15 protein-coding genes and 1 pseudogene are annotated in these 18,434 nt (G+C 53.7%); 13 read left to right on the forward strand and 3 right to left on the reverse strand.

The annotated features are described in order from the left end of the window. The 8 genes and pseudogenes from L1I42_RS12790 to L1I42_RS12825 form a co-directional block, all read left to right on the forward strand. Positions 1-429: pseudogene (locus L1I42_RS12790) on the forward strand (methyl-accepting chemotaxis protein); the annotation flags it as partial. A gap of 156 nt (positions 430-585) precedes the next feature. Then, the gene (locus tag L1I42_RS12795; RefSeq protein WP_236115071.1) at positions 586-2,700 is read left to right on the forward strand and encodes a methyl-accepting chemotaxis protein; all 2,115 of its coding nucleotides are present in this window, start codon (positions 586-588) and stop codon (positions 2,698-2,700) included. A gap of 122 nt (positions 2,701-2,822) precedes the next feature. After that, positions 2,823-5,195 carry a methyl-accepting chemotaxis protein gene (locus L1I42_RS12800; RefSeq protein ID WP_236115072.1) on the forward strand — a complete coding sequence of 791 codons (2,373 nt, stop codon included), beginning with the start codon at positions 2,823-2,825 and terminating at the stop codon, positions 5,193-5,195. 261 nt (positions 5,196-5,456) lie between these two features. Continuing rightward, positions 5,457-5,822: a methylglyoxal synthase gene (locus L1I42_RS12805; RefSeq protein WP_236115073.1), complete on the forward strand. Its 366-nt coding sequence runs from the start codon at positions 5,457-5,459 to the stop codon at positions 5,820-5,822. 97 nt (positions 5,823-5,919) lie between these two features. Next, positions 5,920-6,690, forward strand: coding sequence for an ABC transporter ATP-binding protein (locus tag L1I42_RS12810; RefSeq protein ID WP_236115498.1), 771 nt, complete (start codon positions 5,920-5,922; stop codon positions 6,688-6,690). Then, entirely contained in the window at positions 6,687-7,391 is a 705-nt protein-coding gene (locus L1I42_RS12815) for an ABC transporter ATP-binding protein (RefSeq protein ID WP_236115074.1), read from the forward strand. Before L1I42_RS12810 ends, L1I42_RS12815 begins: the two co-directional genes overlap by 4 nt. A 17-nt stretch (positions 7,392-7,408) precedes the next feature. After that, on the forward strand, positions 7,409-8,410 hold the full coding sequence (locus tag L1I42_RS12820; protein WP_236115075.1) for a branched-chain amino acid ABC transporter permease: 1,002 nt from the start codon (positions 7,409-7,411) through the stop codon (positions 8,408-8,410). Further along, on the forward strand, positions 8,407-9,693 hold the full coding sequence (locus L1I42_RS12825) for a branched-chain amino acid ABC transporter permease (protein ID WP_236115076.1): 1,287 nt from the start codon (positions 8,407-8,409) through the stop codon (positions 9,691-9,693). The genes L1I42_RS12820 and L1I42_RS12825 overlap by 4 nt, the downstream gene beginning before the upstream one ends. Before the next feature lie 52 nt (positions 9,694-9,745). Here the strand turns inward: L1I42_RS12825 and L1I42_RS12830 are convergent, their stop codons facing one another. Beyond that, on the reverse strand, positions 9,746-10,339 hold the full coding sequence (locus tag L1I42_RS12830; RefSeq protein WP_236115077.1) for a class I SAM-dependent methyltransferase: 594 nt from the start codon (positions 10,337-10,339) through the stop codon (positions 9,746-9,748). A gap of 112 nt (positions 10,340-10,451) precedes the next feature. Then, entirely contained in the window at positions 10,452-11,651 is a 1,200-nt protein-coding gene (locus L1I42_RS12835) for an ABC transporter substrate-binding protein (RefSeq protein ID WP_236115078.1), read from the reverse strand. A 352-nt stretch (positions 11,652-12,003) separates the two neighbouring features. Here L1I42_RS12835 and L1I42_RS12840 point away from each other — a divergent pair, with 352 nt between their 5' ends. The 4 genes from L1I42_RS12840 (at position 12,004) to L1I42_RS12855 (ending at position 16,223) form a co-directional block, all read left to right on the forward strand. Next, positions 12,004-12,981, forward strand: a complete 978-nt coding sequence (locus tag L1I42_RS12840) for a glycine betaine ABC transporter substrate-binding protein (RefSeq protein ID WP_236115079.1) — start codon at positions 12,004-12,006, stop codon at positions 12,979-12,981. Positions 12,982-13,222: 241 nt separating this feature from the next. Beyond that, positions 13,223-14,221, forward strand: coding sequence for an ABC transporter substrate-binding protein (locus tag L1I42_RS12845; RefSeq protein WP_236115080.1), 999 nt, complete (start codon positions 13,223-13,225; stop codon positions 14,219-14,221). Between the two features lie 77 nt (positions 14,222-14,298). Continuing rightward, entirely contained in the window at positions 14,299-15,195 is an 897-nt protein-coding gene (locus tag L1I42_RS12850; protein ID WP_236115081.1) for an ABC transporter permease, read from the forward strand. Beyond that, positions 15,192-16,223, forward strand: coding sequence for a quaternary amine ABC transporter ATP-binding protein (locus L1I42_RS12855; RefSeq protein ID WP_236115082.1), 1,032 nt, complete (start codon positions 15,192-15,194; stop codon positions 16,221-16,223). The genes L1I42_RS12850 and L1I42_RS12855 overlap by 4 nt, the downstream gene beginning before the upstream one ends. Position 16,224: 1 nt before the next feature. On the opposite strand, the gene glpK is transcribed toward L1I42_RS12855, so the two are convergent. Beyond that, positions 16,225-17,730: a glycerol kinase GlpK gene (gene glpK / locus L1I42_RS12860; protein ID WP_236115083.1), complete on the reverse strand. Its 1,506-nt coding sequence runs from the start codon at positions 17,728-17,730 to the stop codon at positions 16,225-16,227. 221 nt (positions 17,731-17,951) lie between these two features. On the opposite strand from glpK, the gene L1I42_RS12865 reads away from it, so the two are divergent. Continuing rightward, complete coding sequence (locus tag L1I42_RS12865) at positions 17,952-18,362, forward strand: protein tyrosine phosphatase family protein (RefSeq protein WP_236115084.1); 411 nt, start codon at positions 17,952-17,954, stop codon at positions 18,360-18,362. The last annotated feature ends 72 nt before the right edge of the window (positions 18,363-18,434 follow it).

The raw sequence follows: 18,434 nt of genomic DNA on the forward strand, positions 1-18,434 counted from the left end.
GTGGCGCAAGCGGCCAAGAGCTTGGAGGCCATGCTGGAGGCTGCACGGTCCAACAATACCATCATGGTGTCGATTGCCGACAAGAGTAAAGCGCAAGCCTCTTCGATTGAGCAGATCAATCAGGCGGTGCGGGATATGGATGAGACGACGCAGCACAATGCGGCGCTGGTGGAAGAAACCAACGCAGCGATTGAGCAAACGGAAAACCAGGCCACCGAACTCGATAGTATTGTCGATGTGTTTGTCACAGATGATGGGGGGCGTCCACGTCAACCTGTTGGGGTGAATGGTGAATCGCCTGAAGAACAGCCCAAACATGCTTTTGGCCGGGTAAAAGAATATCAGGAGCGCGCGAAATCAGTTGCGAAACAGTTTGTTGCGCAAGGCAATACTGCTCTCAAGCCGGATGAAGACTGGACTGAATTCTAGTAACAGTTGCAAATTTAACTTCAGAAAAACGGCGCCGATGGGCGCCGTTTTGTATTAAAACTACGTTTTTCCTTTATTAATCATCATTTTACTTCCCACTGTTAGGCTTTGCCACAACTGACTTATGGGGAAGTGCGTAAGCACTTTGTGGGTAGCATGAAAAAGCGGTTTAAATTCAAAAAGCCAAGCCTGCGCGGCTTTAAGCTGACGACGTCCATTGCTTTACTGGTGTTGGTGAGCATTGCTGTGTCGATCATGGCGGTGGCTTTCGCCCTTTATTGGCAAATGTCTTCAGATACTTATCGCGAGGCTCAGCGCAATCAAATGGTCGATATGTCGGTGGCACTTTCGATTTTCGAAGTGCAATTGCCGGGCACCGAAGTAATTTGGGCGGAGGACGGGTCGCTTGAGGCTGTGGAGACACGCCGCATGCCCCGCTTGCGCACGGACGATCTCGTCGATGCGGTGTCGCGTTTGACCGAGGGCGAAGTATCGATTTTCCGCTGGGTTGAAGAGGAAAAGCATTTTGAGCAATTCACCACGACATTGGAATTGGCCGACGGGACACGCGATAAGGAACGGGTGATCGCTGAGGGCCATCCTCTTTATGAACAGCTGGCAGCCGGTGAACGGTTCGAAGGCCAGGTAGACATACTCGGAAAACGCTATTTCAGCGCGTACCAGCCCTTTTTAAACATGAATAAAGAAGGGGTGGCCGGTATCCTATTTGTGGCCACGCCGACGGCTGTTGCTGACAAATCGGTGCATTCATTGCTGCAAACATTAATGTTTGTGGCGCTGGGCACTTTGGTTGTTGCCTCAATTGTTGCTGCGATCGCTGCGCGCCTCCTGATGCGGCCTATTCCGCGTCTTTCCCATGCCATGACTGAAATTGCAAATGGGGATCTGAACTATGAAGTGCCCTATGTGAACAACAGCAATGAGTTGGGCGATATGGCTCGGGCGGTGGAAGTGTTCCGGGCCAATGGCGAACGGGTCAATGAAATGACCGAAGAGGAAAAAGAAGCTTCAAAACGCCGCGCGATCGAACGGTCATCCATGATGAGCGAACTGCAAAGTGCCTTTGGTGTGGTGGTGGACGCTGCGGTGGCGGGTGATTTCTCTAAGCGGGTGAACACCGAATTTCCCGATGAAGAACTGAACAGTCTTGCCCGTGGGGTGAACAGTCTTGTGGAAACGGTCGATCGCGGCATCACTGAGACAGGCGAAGTGCTCTCGGCGCTGGCCAATGCTGATTTGACCCGGCGCATGCAAGGCAATTACCAGGGGGCCTTCTTGCAATTGAAAGAAGATGCCAATGCGGTGGGTGAAAAGCTGGGCGATGTGATCCGTCAGCTGCGCGAAACATCACGCAGCCTCAAGCACGCCACCGGTGATATTTTGTCCGGTGCCAATGATCTGTCAGAACGCACCACCAAGCAGGCGGCCGCCATTGAAGAGACGTCAGCATCTACCGAGCAATTGGCCGACACGGTGAACGAAAACACCAAGCGGGCCAAAACGGCACAAAATAGTGCAGAAGAAGCGCGGCAGGTGGCTGAACGTGGCGGTGAAGTGATGGCCGAGGCCAATCAAGCGATGGAACGCATCACCTCTTCTTCTTCAAAAATCTCCAATATTATTGGCATGATCGATGATATTGCCTTCCAGACCAATTTGCTGGCGTTGAACGCCTCGGTGGAAGCGGCGCGGGCCGGCGAAGCAGGCAAAGGTTTTGCGGTGGTTGCTGTTGAAGTGCGGCGGTTGGCACAATCAGCTGCCGAAGCCTCAAACGAAGTGAAAGCGCTGATCGAGCAATCGGTCACCGAAGTGGATGGCGGCACCAAGCTGGTGGCGCAGGCCTCTGAGAACCTTGAAGGTATTGTAAGCTCGGTGCGCGGTGTGACTGAACTGATGAATGCGATTGCGCAGGAAAGCCAGGAGCAAGCGACAGCGATCAATGAAATTTCGCAATCGATCCGCGAAATGGATGAAATGACCCAACACAATGCGGCGTTGGTGGAAGAAACCAATGCGGCCATTGATCAAACAGAGGCCCAAGCCTCAGAGCTTGACCGGGTGGTCGAGCAGTTTGTGGTGGAAGGCAGCCACAGCGTGTCCAAGTTCGATGAAACTGCGGCCGACAGACAGATGGAAGAGATGCAAGCGACTGCAACAGCCAAGCCGACCCCACAAAAGGCGGTGGCCGGTGAGTATTTGACCAGCGGTAACCAGGCACTGGCCGAAGACCCGGAATGGCAAGAGTTTTAGAACATTGTGACATCACGAACGATGTGGGCGCTTTCGAGCGCCCATTTTTTTGGTCGTTTTGATAACCAATTTATTACCAATTTCAGATATGTTTAGGACGATTTCTATCGGGGGGTATGCAAATGGTTCGGTCACTTGTGCAGAAAGTTCGGTCAAAATGGCAATTCAAGCTGCCGTCGGTCCGCTCGACCAAAATCTCCACACGCATCGTGTTCAGCACCGCGCTAAGCGCGCTCACGATCGGGTTGATCGGTTTGATGTTCTGGGTATCTGAACAGCAAAAAGCCTCGACCATATTGCAAGAGCGTCATTTTACCCAAGCGCAAAACACGGCGCAGATTTTTGGGCTGGATGTGTTGCAGGTGCGGCGTTTCCAAAAGGACTATATTGCGGCTGACAGCGCTGAAAATGCGGACCTGACCCGCGATCAAATTGCGGCCGCTCAAGCGCGGTTAAGTGAATTGCGCACAGCGCTGGATCAAGAAGTGATCGCGGGCAGCTTTGCGGTGGTGCAGGATGCGTTGACCAAATATGGCAGCTTGTTTGAGCTGATGATCGAAACCTCAGCAGAAATCTCGATCAATCAAGACGAGAGCTTTCTGAACAGTTTTAGAACCACTGCGGACGAGGTGTACAAGGATGTGCGCAGTTTGCGCGATGACCCGACCGAGTTGGCCTTTTCTGAAATGCGCAATTATGAACGGGAGTTTTTACTGTTTGGCGGTGCGCGCAACATTATGGGGGTCGATAAGCAGATCAAGCGCGTGACACGTGCCGCGGGCAAAGGCGGGGCTGAGCCCACATTTCAATTTGAAATCGCGGACAAATTGGAAAAATACAATGTGGCTTTTGATGAATTTGCGGGGGCCAAAGAGCGGTTCAACGCATTGAGCGCGGAAATGGACACGCTTTACGACACGATTGCGACTGAGTTAAAAACCATTATCGAATATGCCATGGGCAAGGGCCAAGAAGCGCGCACCACATTGGCGACGATGACCGAACAGACCAAGATTTTCATGTTCGGCACCATTGGCGTTGCCTTTGTGGCGATCATCATTCTGGGCTTTATCATCGGGCGGTCAATTAGCGTGCCGGTCAACCGGATTACCGGCGTAATGGGCAAGATTGCTGATGGTGATTATGATGCCGACGTGCCGTTCACCCAAAGACGCAACGAGTTGGGTGAAATGGCCCGTGCGGTGGAAGTGTTCCGCGACAATGGCCTGCGCGTCAATGAAATGACGGAAGAGGAAAAACAGGCATCAAAGCAGCGAGCGATTGAGCGGGCGACCATGATGAGCGAGCTGCAAAGTGCATTTGGCGAAGTGGTGGGCGCGGCCACGGACGGCGACTTTTCCAAACGGGTGCAGGCAGAGTTTCCTGATGAAGAACTGAACCGGCTGGCGCATGGGGTGAACAGCTTGGTCGACACGGTAGATCGCGGCTTGCAGGAGACCGGAGCAGTGCTGTCGGCGATGGCCAACACAGATTTGACCCATCGAGTTGAAGGCGAGTATCGTGGTGCCTTCCTGCAATTGAAAAATGACACCAATGCGGTGGGCGAAAAGCTCAGCGAGGTGATTGGTCAATTGCGCTCCACCTCACGCGGATTGAAGAGCGCCACGGGTGAAATTCTGTCCGGTGCCAATGATTTGTCGGAACGCACCACCAAGCAAGCGGCCGCGATTGAAGAAACATCTGCAGCGACCGAGCAATTGGCCAATACGGTGAATGACAACACTGAGCGGGCGCAACAGGCGCGCAAGTCAGCGCTGGAAGCACGGCAAGTGGCCGAGCAAGGTGGAGAGGTGATGCAGTCAGCCAATCAGGCGATGGTGCGGATCACTGAATCGTCCAATAAAATTTCAGACATTATTGGGATGATTGACGATATCGCTTTCCAGACCAATTTGCTGGCCTTGAACGCCTCGGTTGAAGCGGCACGGGCTGGCGAAGCGGGCAAAGGTTTTGCGGTGGTTGCTGTTGAAGTGCGGCGGCTGGCGCAGTCGGCGGCCGAAGCTTCGAATGAAGTGAAGGCCCTGATTGAGCAATCTGTCACCGAAGTGGATGGCGGTTCCAAACTTGTTGCGCAAGCGTCTGAGAGCCTTGAAGGCATCGTGAACTCTGTGCGGGGCATGACCGGGCTGATGGATGAGATTGCCAATCAGAGCCAGGAACAATCATCGGCGATCAATGAGATTTCGCAATCGATCCGGGAAATGGATGAAATGACCCAGCACAATGCGGCGCTGGTAGAAGAAACCAATGCTGCGATTGACCAGACAGAAGCCCAAGCTTCAGAGTTGGACAAGATTGTGGATCAATTCATAATTGAACAAAAAGAGATGGATGTTTCATTCGATGAGCAGATCGCTGACCGCCACATGATGGCGGCCGCGAGACACGCGTCACCGGCATCAAAACCAACGGGCACTTATCTAAGCTCTGGTGGCGCGGCGATTGACCAAGATGCGGATTGGCAAGAATTTTAATCCATATCGTTGATCGGTTGAATTTATAATTATAAATAGACAGTAAAGTCGTCTCTATAGTTATCCGATTGGGTAATTGAGGCGGCTTTTTTATCTATTGTTGCCTAAACCAAGCATATTGCGCGCAGCTGTTGCCGAAACTGGTCAAAAAGGCAACTTTTTTCACGCCAAAAGCTTTTCAGGTTAGTTGCTTTGTTGTATCTGTCCCGGGCGAGGGAGCTTTGGGAGAAGCTGGATCGATAGGGTCCGAAGGGAAGACAATTGAGCAAAAAAATCGGCCTGGTTGCACATGATAAGAAAAAACAAGACCTTACGGTCTGGTGCAGCCAATCAAAAGAAAAGCTGGCTCAATTTGAATTGTTTGCCACCGGCACAACCGGCAAGGCCATAAAAGACGCCACCGACCTGTCCGTTCATTTGTTGAAAAGCGGGCCATTGGGCGGCGATGCCCAATTGGGTGCCATGATTGTCGAAGGCGAACTTGACGGTCTGGTTTTTTTCATTGATCCCCTCACCGCAATGCCGCACGATGTCGACGTAAAAGCGTTGATCCGGCTGGCCACATTGTATGATGTGCCATTCGCTTGCAACAAGTCGACGGCGGATGCGGTTTTGACATTGTTCTAATTGCTGAATTCTGGCCCCTTGACCAGATGGGACAGAGCTGAGCATTTAGGCGGAATAAACTCCGACAAGAGGGGAATACGGGGTGCAAAAAAACAACATGATTGAGGTGCGTCATGTCTCCAAAAAATTTGGAGGCTTGAAGGCCGTAAATGATTGTTCGCTCTCGGTGGCCAAAGGCACCATCACCGGCCTGATCGGGCCGAATGGAGCGGGCAAGACCACCTTGTTCAATATGGTGGCGGGCAATCTAAAGCCCACAGAAGGACAAATCATTTTTGATGGTGAGGATGTCACCGGACTGAAACCATTTCAGCTCTATAAAAAAGGCTTGCTGCGCACATTTCAGATTGCGCATGAGTTTTCCCATATGACCGCGCTTGAAAACCTGATGGTTGCCGGGGCAGATCAGCCTGGGGAATCCTTGTTCCAAAGCTGGTTTAATCCCAAACATGTGGCTGAGTTCGACATGGAAATCCGCAAAATGGCGGAAGATGTGATCGACTTTTTGAAGCTGGGCCATGTGCGTAATGAACTGGCGGGTAATCTGTCTGGCGGGCAGAAAAAGCTGCTGGAGCTCGGGCGCACTATGATGACGGATGCCAAAGCGGTGCTGCTGGACGAAGTGGCGGCCGGGGTGAACCGGACCCTGCTGAAAGATCTGGCGGCCAATATTCAGCGCATGAATAAGGAACTGGGCTATACCTTCTTTGTAATTGAGCACGATATGGATTTGATTGCCGAGCTGTGTGATCCGGTGATTGTGATGGCACAGGGCACGGTGATTGCAGAGGGGCCGATGGAAGAAATTCGCGCCAATCCTGAGATTATCGAGGCTTATTTCGGCTCTGCGGTGGAGGCTGTATCGTGAGTTTGTTGGAAGTAAAAGATGTGCATGGCGGCTATGGCGGTGCACCGATTTTGAATGGCGTGAACATGTCCATCAATAAAGAGGATGTGGGCGTAATTGTGGGGCCGAACGGGGCAGGTAAATCCACCACATTGAAAGCTATTTTTGGTCTGTTGGAGGTCACCGACGGGTCTATTCAGCTTGAGGGGCAGGAAATTGCCAACATGCAGGCCGACAAGCTGGTGCCCATGGGGCTGGGCTTTGTGCCGCAGGAATTTAACGTGTTTACCTCGATGTCCGTGCACGAAAATCTGGAGATGGGCGCTTATATTCGCCGGGACGATTTTTCCGACACGCTGACCTCGATCTACGATATGTTCCCGCCGCTTAAAGAAAAGCGCAGGCAAAATGCGGGGGAACTGTCTGGTGGGCAACGGCAGATGGTGGCCATGGGCCGTGCGCTGATGAGCCAGCCAAAATTGCTGTTGTTGGACGAGCCATCTGCCGGGTTAAGCCCGCGCTATATGATGGAAATCTTCGAAACGGTTGTGAACATCAACAAGGCCGGCGTGGGCATTTTGATGGTCGAACAGAATGCACGACAGGCCCTTGAATTTGCATCCAAGGGGTTTGTTTTGGCGAATGGTAAAAACCGGTTTACAGGAACCGGACAGGAACTGCTTGACGACCCTGAAGTCGCACGCAGCTTCCTTGGCGGCTAACGGGGGACGTAGACGCTATGATAAACGAACTGATCTTTTTCTTTAACAAGGTTATTGTGTCTGGTGCCGTATTGGGCAGCGTTTATGCGCTCGGTGCGGTGGGCATTACCTTGATTTTTGGTATTTTGCGTTTTGCGCACTTTGCGCATGGCGACATGATGACCATGGGGGCCTTTGTGTCCTTCATGTTGGCCGCAGCGGCCAGTGCCATGGGCATATCCACCTTCTGGCCCACGGGCTTTATTGTGCTGCCCTTTGCCATGGCCATCACGGCGGGCCTGGCCTTGGGGATCGACCGAACCTTTTATCAGCCGTTGCGAGAGCGCGGGGTTCGGCCGGTGACCTTGTTGATCGCCTCCATCGGCGTGACCTTGATGATCCAGGGTTTGGTGCGCCTGTTCGGTGGGGTACAAACCCGCAGTTTCTTTGAAAATGAACCCAAAGAATTGTTCCGTTTCGACACCTCATGGATTGGCGGGACCCGTTCGATCAATGTGTCTGAACCTCAATTATTGCTGATTGCGGTTACCGTGATTGCTGTGGTGGCGCTGCATTTTTTCCTCACCCGTTCGCGGTTGGGCAAAGGCATGCGCGCCATGGCCGACAATCCTGACCTGGCGCTGGTTTCCGGCATCAATACCAATCAGGTGGTGCGTGCCACTTGGATTATTGCCGGTAGCTTGGCCTGTATGGCGGGCACCATGTTGGCGTTGGACGTGATCTTGAAACCTGACTTGGCCTTCAACATTGTGCTGCCGATCTTTGCGGCGGCGATTGTGGGCGGTTTGGGTCAAGCCTATGGCGCGATTGCCGGTGGTTTGATTATTGGCTTTGCAGAAACAATGTCGGTGTTCAACTGGGCGATTATGTTGCGTCCATTCCGGGATCATTTGCCAGAATGGTTGCCAAACGACCTGTCCATCGTACCAACCGAATATAAACTCACCGTGGCCTTTGTGATCCTGGTGGTTGTGTTGCTGGTGCGCCCAACGGGTATCTTTAAAGGAGTTTCATCATGATTCGTCGCGATGCTATTCTGTTTATGGCGCTTGGGGCGTTTCTGCTCGCGATCGCCGCGTGGCAGCAAATTCCGACCACCCTGTTTATGTTGGTCACCGCGTCAGCTTATGCCCTGATTGCGTTGGGTCTCAACGTGCAATGGGGTTATGCCGGCCTGTTTAACTTCGGTGTCATGGGCTTCTTGATGGTGGGCGGCGTGGCCGTGACCTTTGTGTCCTATCCCATCAATGACGCCTTTTGGGCATCGGACGGACCGTTCATGCTGTTCAAGGCGTTGCTGGCCGCCATTTTCGGCGGGGTGTTGGTCTATCTGGCCACCAACTCACAGCGCTTTGGTATTAAAGGCAAGTTGCGCACCTTTTTGATCGTTGTCTCTTGGGCTGTGGCCTACATTGTCTATCGCTCGCAGATTGATCCGGCTGCCCGCCTGATTGAACAGGAAGCCGGCTTTATCGGCGGGCTGGGCCTGCCGGTGGTGCTAGGCTGGGTGTTCGGCGGTATTTTGGCGGGGGCCATTGCCTATGTGGTGGGTCGCGTATGTCTCGGCTTGCGCACCGACTATTTGGCGATTGCCACAATCGGTATTTCGGAAATCATCCGGGCGCTGGTGAAGAATATGGATTGGTTCACCCGCGGGACGCTCACCGTGTCGCCGCTGCCGTGGCCAACCCCTTCGCCCAACGACATTGTGGCGGCCGGCCTGGATGACGCGACCATGTCCACCGTTCTGGCACGGGTCGGCTTTTTGTCGTTGACCGTTTTGATGATTGCAGTGATCTTTTACTTCCTGCAAAAAGCCTATGAGGGGCCGTGGGGGCGCATGATGCGCGCCATTCGCGACAACAATGTTTCCGCTTCCGCCATCGGTAAAAATGTGACCAAGCGCGAGCTGGAAGTGTTTATTCTGGGTTCGATCCTGATGGGGATCGGCGGCGCGGTGCTGGCCTCTTTCTCGCAAATTCTCGATCCCAGCGGCTATCAGCCGATCAACCACACCTTTATTGTGTGGGTGATGATCATTGTGGGTGGTGCGGGCAACAATTATGGGGCGCTGTTTGGTGGCGTGTTCATCTATATTGTATGGACCGTGTCCGAACCGGCATCGGTGATCTTGTTCGACATTATTTCCGACTTCTCGGAAGGTGCCGGAATTGGGGCCATCCCGAACATTGAATCCCGTGCGTTGCAAATGCGCGTGTTTGTGTTGGGGCTAGTGATCACGTTTGCCCTGAGATACTTCCCACAAGGGATCATTCCCGAGCGGGTGCGCACGGAAAAATAGGTGTTTGCCTTAGCAACAGATTTGAGCGTCGCTTCCTTATTGGAGGCGGCGCTTATTTTTTGGCGATGCACCAAATCGATTGGTAGGGCTGATTGTCCGCCCCAACGCCCCCGGCGCCGGCACGATGGTCAAGCCTGGTCCATGGGGCAGCCCCGTCAAGTTTTTGCATCAGTGCAGGGCGTGTGGGCAGATTATAATAGCGCCCCAACTCGTCGCGTTGGGCGCCGTTGCCGACCTTGAAGCTGGCCCAAAGCACACCTGCCGGTTTGAGCGCGCGGTGAATACGGGCGAATATTTGATCGAGGGTTTCCCACGGGGCATGAAGCAGACACATATTCGCCCAGATGGCATCAAACTTATGTTCAGCTTCAAGCTCGTCAAACCGCATGATCGCGACCGGGGCACCAAAATTCTGTTCAGCTTCTTGCGCCAGAGCCGGGTTGCCTTCTGTCGGGGTGACGCGAAAGCCTTGATCTTTCATGTGCCGGGCTTCCAGCCCGGCTCCGCAGCCGAGCTCGAGAATTTCGGCTGCTGCCGGCAGGGCGGCAAGAAAATGATGCAGCGTATCTGACACCTTTTCGCGGCGGGTTGCATAGCTTTTGGCGTTCCTGGCGTAGAAGGCGAAAGTTTCAGGATCATAGCTCATGGGGCACTCCAACAGGCGAGAGAGGCTGAGCTTATGAACCGTGTGCGATTTGCGCAATAAAAAACCCGACGCCGCAGCGCCGGGTTTCCAATTTTTGTGTCGTCAATGTGGCCTATTCGAGCGGACCAACCTCAACGAACACACCATCTTTAATGGTCATTTCTACGATTGCACCAGCAACGTCACCAGCTTCATCAAACTCGTGGTCACCACCAGCACCTTCATAGTTGATCTCTTTGCCTTCAGCGATCAGCTTTTTGGCTTTTTCCCATTCGCCCGGCAAGATTACTTCGCCCGGAGCTGTTGCAACTGAACGCAAGGCTTCGTTCACGCCTTCACGGTCTGTGTTGCCTTTTTGCTCGAACGCAAGGGCCAGCAGGAACGCTGCGTCATAGGCTTGTGGGCCAAATGAAGCGATTGGGTCTAGGCCAGCGTCCTTGGCCAATTTCTCGTAAACAGATGTACCTTCTGTTTCCAAGCGACCTTGACGTGTTGCCAGCATGCCTTCAACCGCGGCTGGATCAATGCCAGTCACCAGCGCGTCAGCCACCATGCCGTCACCACCGAAGTAGGTCACGAAATCGCCTGCTTCAATTGCTTGACGCAGAATAGTTTGGCCTGAGCCAGAGGCATAAGCCAAGATGATCAGGTTTTGTGAGCCGCTCGCAGCCAAAGAACCCAATTCAGCACGGTAGTCTGATTTGCCTTCTTCGTGGGCTTCAGAAATCAACACATCGCCGCCGCCTGCTTCATAAGCGGTCGCCAACGCATCGGCAAAGCCTTTACCATAGTCGTTGTTCACATAGGTGATGGCGATGTCGTTGATGCCTTTGTTGAGCAACATGCGGGCAACAACTTCACCCTGATAAGCGTCAGATGGACCAACGCGGAACAGCAAGTCATTGTCTTCCACAGTGGTTACTGCAGGAGATGACGCTGATGGTGAAACCATCACAACACCAGCCGGAATGGCTGCCGTGTTGGCCGCAGAAATGGTGGCGCCGGAGCACATCGCGCCCACAATGGCGTGCACGCCGTCTGAGTTGATCAAACGGTCAGCTGCGGTGGCAGCTGCTGTGGCGTCGGCACAAGTTGAGTCACCAATGGTGAACTTTGCTTCGCCGCCCAGAATGCCGCCTTGCTCATTTACATGTTGTAGTGCCAATTTGGCTGCATCACCGATTGGTGGTGCCAATGTTTCAAGTGGACCGGTATACCCCAGAAGAATACCGATATTTACGTCTTCAGCCACAGCCGGTGTAGCAACGCTAAGCGCTGCGGCTGCTGTCAATGCAAGTTTAAGATGACGCATAATTTCCCTCTAATTTGTACATCTTTGATCAACGGATAAGGCGAACTTTTTCCCAGCTCTTGTTTATGCTTTATCCGCGTTTGGCCGAGGTCGTGTTCCTCCCTCGTTGGTGTCAACAATAACGATTTTTTAATAAGAGTCACCAGCTTTTGTGGTATTAACCCGCAAAAGGTTGCCAATAATGTTAATTTCATTTGTAACAAAAACGGTGAAGAAATAAGGGGCTTAGGCCAGCGTGGCCATGTGCCCCTCTTTTCTGCGGCGTGCACATGACTTTGGGGCGTTTGACGATTGATTTGTTGGCCCAAACTGGCCACATTGGCGGCAAAGCGAAGTAAAGGGGTAACGCGCCATGCGCAAGTGGATCGCGGCAATCTTGATGGGATTGATCAGCCTGGCAGCGCCGATGGCGCTGGCGCAGTCTGAAGGCGAGCCCGAATTTGCCGGTTGCCGGGGTGAAAGCGTGACCATTGCTGATCTGCAATGGCCATCTGCCAGCGTTTTGGCACATATTCACCAGCAACTGATCCAGACGGAATTTAAGTGCGCGGCGCAAGTGGTGCAAAGCGATCTTGCCAATGTTGTGGCCACAATCGATGCGGCGCAGGAGCCCAAAATTGTTCCGGAAATGTGGGTTAATCGGGTGGCGGCGCAGTGGAATCAGATTGGCGAGGCGCAACGGGCGTTTCTCTCAACCACCACGTATGATGTAGCCATTCTGGAAGGTTGGTTCGTGCCCGCGAAAGTGGTCGGCGATTTTCCGCAATTGCAGGCTACAGATAAATTAAGGGATATGCCCGAGCTTTATGCCCGCAGCAAGATCCGGTTTATCACCTGTCCAGAGGTCTGGGCCTGTCATATTCTGAATGACAATTTGATCCGCGCGTTTGGGTTGCGTGATGTGTTCGAGGTGGTGGTGCCCGCTTCGCGCTTTGAAATGGATCAATTGATCGGGCAGGTCATTTCAGGGCGAGAGCCGGCGGTGTTCTATTATTGGCGACCGAACGCTGTGTTGCATCAGTTTGATTTTGCGCCACTCTCCCTAGGCAATTATGATGCAGAGGCCTATCCCTGCTTGGCACAAACCAATTGTGCGGCGCCCCAACCCAGTAACTTTCCAAGTGAAGAGATCGGGCTGGTGGTGGCAAGCGATGTGCGCGCCGATATGCCCGAGTTGCTCGGGTATTTGCGGCGGGCAACCATGCCGGTGTCGGTGATGAATGAATTGCTGGCGATACAGGAGCGGCAAGCGCTTTCATCTGCCGCAACTGCCGCGTATTTTGTCAGCAACTTTCCCGACATCTGGCAAAGTTGGGTTAGTGCGCCCTAGGTTCACAACCTGTTGATCGCCGCACTAAGATTTTGTTTTAGCTTATGAATGATATCGATCACTTGCCTGTTAGGTCGGTGTCAAATCAGCGTGACTTGCATCTCAATAAAGATCGCAGACTTATGCTTTTTATTACTAAAGTATTTATTTGAAAATTACTTATAACTGTTGTGTTTGACCGCATGATATTGGCTGTTTATGCTGTTTTCTCGTCTTGCAGGAAAGTCGGGAGAGCTGAGCAATGCAAAGAATTAAGTTGGCCATCGCAACAGCCTTTGTTGCCGTTGGCGCCACAGGTGGCGCTTTTGCCGCCGAGTGTGGCACAGATCGTACAATCGATATCGCCGAAATGAACTGGCCGTCAGCGGCGGCTTTGGCGCATATCCATGCCACGATTTTGGAAGAGGGTTATGGTTGTAATGTGGAGCTGGTTGCGGGTGATTCCGTGCCCACATCGGCATCCATGCTGTCGAAAGGCCGTCCGGCCATTGCCCCTGAGTTGTGGATTGGTACGGTCCAGGACCAGTGGAAAAAAGGTCTGGAGGAAGGCACTGTGAAGGATGCGGGCCTTGCCATTTCAGACGGTGCGGTTGAGGGCTGGTGGATCCCAGCCTATGTGGCGGAGGAGAATCCGGGCCTGAAACGGGTTGAAGACTTGCCTGAATATGCTGAATTGTTCGCCGATCCGGATGATCCGGGTCAGGGCCGTTTTTACTCCTGCCCGCCAGGTTGGGGATGCGAAATCGCCAATGCGGCTTTGTTTGAGGCTTATGATCTAGAAGACAGCTTCAATCTGTTTTCACCCGGTTCCGGTGGCAATCTGGATGCCTCCATCGTGCGTGCCTTTGAGCGTGAAGAGCCGATCGTATTTTACTATTGGGGGCCCACGGCCATTATGGGCAAATATGACATGGTACAGCTCGAAATGCCAGAGCATGACCCGGAAGTCTGGGCCTGTAATGTTGAGTCTAGCTGCGAAAACAAAGGCAAAAGCGCCTTCCCCACACCGCCTGTGACGGTGGGTACGGCGGCATGGCTTGCTGAAGAAGCCCCTGTGGTTTTTGACTATTTGAGCGAAGTGGCGCTGAACAATGTTCAAATCTCCAAAATGTTGAATTGGGGCGCAGAGAACAAAGCTGGTGCCGAAGAAACAGCCGAACATTTCTTGAAGACCGAAGCAGATGTCTGGACCCAGTGGGTGCCGGCAGATGTGGCTGAAAAAGTGAAGGCTGCCCTTTAGTGGGCTACCGTTAAAGCATTGGAGATGGCCGGGTGATTAGGTTCACCTGGCCATTTTTGCATAAAGGGATCAAGGCGATGTTCGAGTTTTTCTTCAGCGGTGAATTTCCGGAATTTATCGATACGCGGCCTTTGCGGTTTTGGTTGGACGATGGGCTGAACTGGGTGGTGCGCCATTGGGGCGATGAGTTCGAAGCGGCGGCCTATCCCTTGCTGGTGATGCTCAACAGTATTGAGGACTGGCTGCTGATGGTGCCCTGGTGGTTGATCATACTGGCCTTTGCCGCTCTGGCCTATGGCGCAACCCGCAGCAAGGCCCTGCCGATCATTGTGGTGGTGGGGCTTGTGTTTATGGGACTGATGGAGCTTTGGGAAGACAGTGTGGAAACCATGGCATTGATGATTTCCGCGACGCTGACCGCCATTGTCTTTTCGATTCCATTGGGCATTGTGATGGCGCGGTCAGAGATCGTGCAACGCGTCGTCACGCCGATTTTAGATTTGATGCAGACCATGCCCAGCTTTGTGTATCTGATCCCGACGGTGATGATTTTTGGTCCCGGCAAAATTCCGGCGTTGCTGGCCACCATTGTTTATGCGGCGCCACCGCTGGTGCGCCTGACCAATCTGGGCATTCGACAAGTAGAGCCGAATGTGATGGAAGCCGCGCAGGCCTTTGGTGCCTCACCGCGGCAACGGCTGTTCGGGGTGCAGATCCCGCTGGCCTTGCCCACCATATTGGCTGGGGTAAACCAGACCACCATGATGGCACTGGCCATGGTGGTGATCGCCTCCATGATCGGGGCCGGGGGCCTCGGGTATCAGGTGTTGCAAGGCATCGGTCGGTTGGAGGTCAGCCGTGGTGTGTTTGCGGGCCTGGGCATTGTGGTGCTGGCGATTATTTTTGACCGGATCACGCAGGCTTACGGCAAACAGTTGCAAGCGCGGATCGGGCTGGTAGGGGATCGCTCATGAACCCGCAATATAAAATTGAAATGCGCGGAGTGACCAAGATTTTCGGGCCTGAACCGCAGGCGGTGTTGGAGAAGCTGCAGGCGGGGGAGTCAAAGGATACGTTGCAGGCGGAAACCGGGCATGTGATTGGTTTAAACAACGTTGATCTGAACGTTGTTGCGGGCAAAGTTCACGTGGTGATGGGGCTCTCGGGGTCCGGCAAGTCCACCCTGATCCGGCATGTGAATCGGTTGATCGACCCCACGGCGGGGGAAATCTTTGTTGATGGCCGGAATGTATTGGAGATGAGCCTTGATGAGTTGCGCACTTTCCGGCGCACCCAAATTGCCATGGTTTTCCAAAAATTTGGACTATTGCCGCACCGGTCGGTGCTGGACAATGTGGCCTATGGCCTGGAAATTCGCGGTGTCGACAAAAAGGAGCGGTTAGAAGTTGCAGAAAAATGGATCGCTACCGTCGGGTTGCAGGGCTATGAAAAATCGCGCCCGCACCAATTGTCCGGCGGCCAGCAGCAACGCGTTGGCCTGGCCCGCGCTTTGGCCATGGATGTCGATGTTTTGCTGATGGACGAGGCCTTCTCGGCGCTCGACCCTTTGATCCGCTCGGGCATGCAGGATGAATTGTTGGCGCTGCAAAAAGAGCTGAACAAAACCATATTGTTCATCACCCATGATTTTGACGAGGCGCTGAAAATTGGCGATCAAGTGACGGTGCTGCAGGATGGGGCAGTGATCCAATCCGGGCGGCCGGAAGAAGTGGTGCTCAATCCGGCCAATGCCCATGTGGAAGAATTTGTGCAGGATGTGAACCGTGCGCGGGCCATCCATGTGCACACCATCATGGAGCGTGGCGATTTTGGCGCGAGTGGTGCCACTGTGTCCGCAAATGCCCGCTGCGAAGACGTGTTACCGCTTTTTGCCGATCATGACTGGGTGGGCGTCACCAATGCGAATGATAAGGTGATCGGCAAGGTGACCGCCAAACAAGTGATTAAAGCGCTCGCGCGCCATAGTGGGATGGCGCGCTAATCTATCTGCTATGCGTCGACAACGTCCTCGACACAGCATCCTGCCAACCCGCATATTTTTTCTCGGCCCAGTCGGCGCTTTGCTGCGGGGTGAATTGCTGGTCGAGTTCCCATTTCGCCATCATATCTTGAGGTGGGGGGCACAGACCCACATGCAGCCCGGCCAGATAGGCGGCGCCTTTGGCCGTGGTTTCCAGATTTTGTGGCCGGTCGACCGGGATTTGGCAGATGTCGGCAAGGAATTGCATGGTCATGTCCGAGGCGGTCATGCCGCCATCGACGCGCAGCACGCCCACATCATCGCCAAAATCGGCATTCATGGCGGTGATCAGGTCGCGGGTCTGGTAGCCCACTGATTCTAGGGCGGCCTTGGCCAATTCGTTGGGGCCGGAATTGCGGGTGAGGCCAAAGATGGCACCACGGGCATCGCTGTCCCAATAGGGAGCGCCGAGGCCGACAAAGCCGGGCACCAGATAGACGGACTGGGTTTCGTCGGCCTGTTCGGCAAATTCATTGACCTGCGGCGCGCTTTCAATGATTTTCAGCCCATCGCGCAACCATTGCACGGTGGCCCCGGCCATATAGATGGAGCCTTCAAGCGCATAGGTGGGCTTGCCATCCAGCTGGTAGCACAGGGTGGATAAAAGCCGGTTGGAGGAGGCGAGCGGCGTGTCGCCCACATTCATCATGGCGAAACAGCCGGTGCCATAGGTGGATTTGATCATGCCTTTTTCAAAACAGGCCTGGCCGATGCTGGCGGCATGTTGGTCGCCCGCCACGCCGGTGATCGGCAAGGCGGTGCCAAACAGGTCTGGATCGGTCGTGCCGAAATCGGCGGCGCAATCCTTTACTTCAGGCAGCAAGGCGGGGGGAATATCAAACAGGTCGAGCAGCTCGTGATCCCATTTGCCCTCATGAATATTATAGAGAAGCGTGCGGCTGGCATTGGTGGCGTCGGTGACGTGGGACGCGCCGCCGGTGAGCCTATAGATCAGCCAGCTATCGATGGTGCCGATGGCCAGTTCGCCTTTTGCCGCGCGGTCGCGCGCGCCCGCCACATTGTCCAACAGCCATTTGATCTTGGTGCCGGAAAAATAGGGGTCGAGCAGCAGGCCGGTTTTGGCGGTGACTTTTTCCTCCAGCCCCTTTTGTTTCAGCTCGGCACAATAGCGGGCGGTGCGACGATCTTGCCAGACAATAGCATGGTGCAACGGTTCGCCGGTTGCGCGATCCCAAAGGGTGATGGTTTCGCGCTGGTTGGTGATGCCAATGGCGGCAATATCGGCAGTCGTGATATCCGCTTTTTTTATGGCGCCCTTTACTGTTGCTTCCACGCTGTACCAGATTTCATTGGCATCATGTTCCACCCAGCCGTCCTGGGGAAAAATCTGCTTGAACTCTTGCTGGTCGCTCGCAAACGGGTTGAGGTCCAGATTATAGAGGATGGCGCGGCTGGATGTGGTGCCCTGATCGATCGCGAGTAGATAATTTGTGTTTTGTTCAGACATAATGCGCCAGCCTCCTCTTATTTGATCAAGAATTTCAATCATATGGTCTAAAATTTCAAGCCACTCTGCGAAAAAGTGCCCTTCCCATCGCAAATGATAAATATATTTCTCTATTTGGTGCGGTTTTGGTTTGAGATGTGCTTGCCATGGCCCTTTCGCCCCGCCTATAACCTTGATGACCAGCATCATGTGCCATGCGGTCGAGATGAAAGGACGATAGGATGGAAATCAAAACCATCAATGATAAGGTGAGCGTATCACCACAGATTTCGCCCAACGACTTGCCCGCTATTAAAGAGGCTGGTTTTACGACCATCATCAATAATCGCCCGGATGGCGAAGCCCCGGATCAACCGGATGGCGCGCTGATCGAACAAGAGGCGAGAAACCTAGGGTTAGAATATATTGCGATCCCCATGGGGCGTGACGGGGTGAGTCCCGACATGATCGAGGCCACCAAAAATGCCATGGCCAGCGAGGGCAAAGTGTTTGCCTATTGCCGGTCCGGTACCCGGTCCACCACCCTTTGGGCGCTCAGCCAGGCGGGAGAGATGCCCGCTGACGAGATCATCAAATCGGCCGCGAATGCGGGCTATGATGTCTCGCATCTGGCGCAATATCTGAGCGAATAAACCCGAATAACCGAACCATATAGCGCTACAGCGCGTTGGAAAGGTTGATGTTCAACACTTTTGAAAAGTGAG

It is taken from the genome of Maritalea mediterranea, from assembly GCF_021568695.1.
GTDB classification, from domain to species: Bacteria; Pseudomonadota; Alphaproteobacteria; order Rhizobiales; family Devosiaceae; genus Maritalea; species Maritalea mediterranea.

Excerpts from the sequence above, each read along its gene's own strand:
- L1I42_RS12795 (WP_236115071.1), top strand. The coding sequence starts at position 586 with ATGAAAAAGCGGTTTAAATTCAAAAAGCCAAGCCTGCGCGGCTTTAAG.
- L1I42_RS12800 (WP_236115072.1), top strand. The coding sequence starts at position 2,823 with ATGGTTCGGTCACTTGTGCAGAAAGTTCGGTCAAAATGGCAATTCAAG.
- L1I42_RS12810 (WP_236115498.1), top strand. The coding sequence starts at position 5,920 with ATGATTGAGGTGCGTCATGTCTCCAAAAAATTTGGAGGCTTGAAGGCC.
- L1I42_RS12820 (WP_236115075.1), top strand. The coding sequence starts at position 7,409 with ATGATAAACGAACTGATCTTTTTCTTTAACAAGGTTATTGTGTCTGGT.
- L1I42_RS12825 (WP_236115076.1), top strand. The coding sequence starts at position 8,407 with ATGATTCGTCGCGATGCTATTCTGTTTATGGCGCTTGGGGCGTTTCTG.
- L1I42_RS12830 (WP_236115077.1), bottom strand. The coding sequence starts at position 10,339 with ATGAGCTATGATCCTGAAACTTTCGCCTTCTACGCCAGGAACGCCAAA.
- L1I42_RS12835 (WP_236115078.1), bottom strand. The coding sequence starts at position 11,651 with ATGCGTCATCTTAAACTTGCATTGACAGCAGCCGCAGCGCTTAGCGTT.
- L1I42_RS12840 (WP_236115079.1), top strand. The coding sequence starts at position 12,004 with ATGCGCAAGTGGATCGCGGCAATCTTGATGGGATTGATCAGCCTGGCA.
- L1I42_RS12845 (WP_236115080.1), top strand. The coding sequence starts at position 13,223 with ATGCAAAGAATTAAGTTGGCCATCGCAACAGCCTTTGTTGCCGTTGGC.
- L1I42_RS12850 (WP_236115081.1), top strand. The coding sequence starts at position 14,299 with ATGTTCGAGTTTTTCTTCAGCGGTGAATTTCCGGAATTTATCGATACG.
- L1I42_RS12855 (WP_236115082.1), top strand. The coding sequence starts at position 15,192 with ATGAACCCGCAATATAAAATTGAAATGCGCGGAGTGACCAAGATTTTC.
- glpK (WP_236115083.1), bottom strand. The coding sequence starts at position 17,730 with ATGTCTGAACAAAACACAAATTATCTACTCGCGATCGATCAGGGCACC.
- L1I42_RS12865 (WP_236115084.1), top strand. The coding sequence starts at position 17,952 with ATGGAAATCAAAACCATCAATGATAAGGTGAGCGTATCACCACAGATT.